The following is a 304-nucleotide window of genomic DNA, read 5'->3' on the forward strand; positions in this document are numbered from 1 at the left end:
ATTCTATTGACCAATTAAAACAACAAATGACTCATGATATTAATTTTGCGCGAAAAAATTACTTTTAAATTCCGATAAAGGTTTACAGGTGTAAATCTTTATGTTACTATATATTTTAGTGATTATTAATCACATATAACCATAGCGAGGATAGTCGAGTCTCCGGCGATGTCTTGGCTAATGGGGATAAGCAAGAAAAGGAGGTGAACCATCATGTTGACACCTGAAAACAAACAAAAAATCATAGAAAAGTTTCGTGTACACCCAAATGATACCGGATCTCCGGAAGTTCAGATTGCGATTC

Annotated in this window: 2 protein-coding genes; both read left to right on the plus strand. The window is 34.5% G+C overall.

From position 1 onward, the window contains the following. Positions 1-68: hypothetical protein (locus AC29Z1_RS07055; RefSeq protein ID WP_488270754.1), on the plus strand; the 68-nt coding region annotated here is incomplete at its 5' end. 145 nt (positions 69-213) lie between these two features. Then, positions 214-304: 30S ribosomal protein S15 (locus AC29Z1_RS07060; protein WP_488270755.1), on the plus strand; the 91-nt coding region annotated here is incomplete at its 3' end.

Source organism: Sporomusa sp., assembly GCF_057736855.1.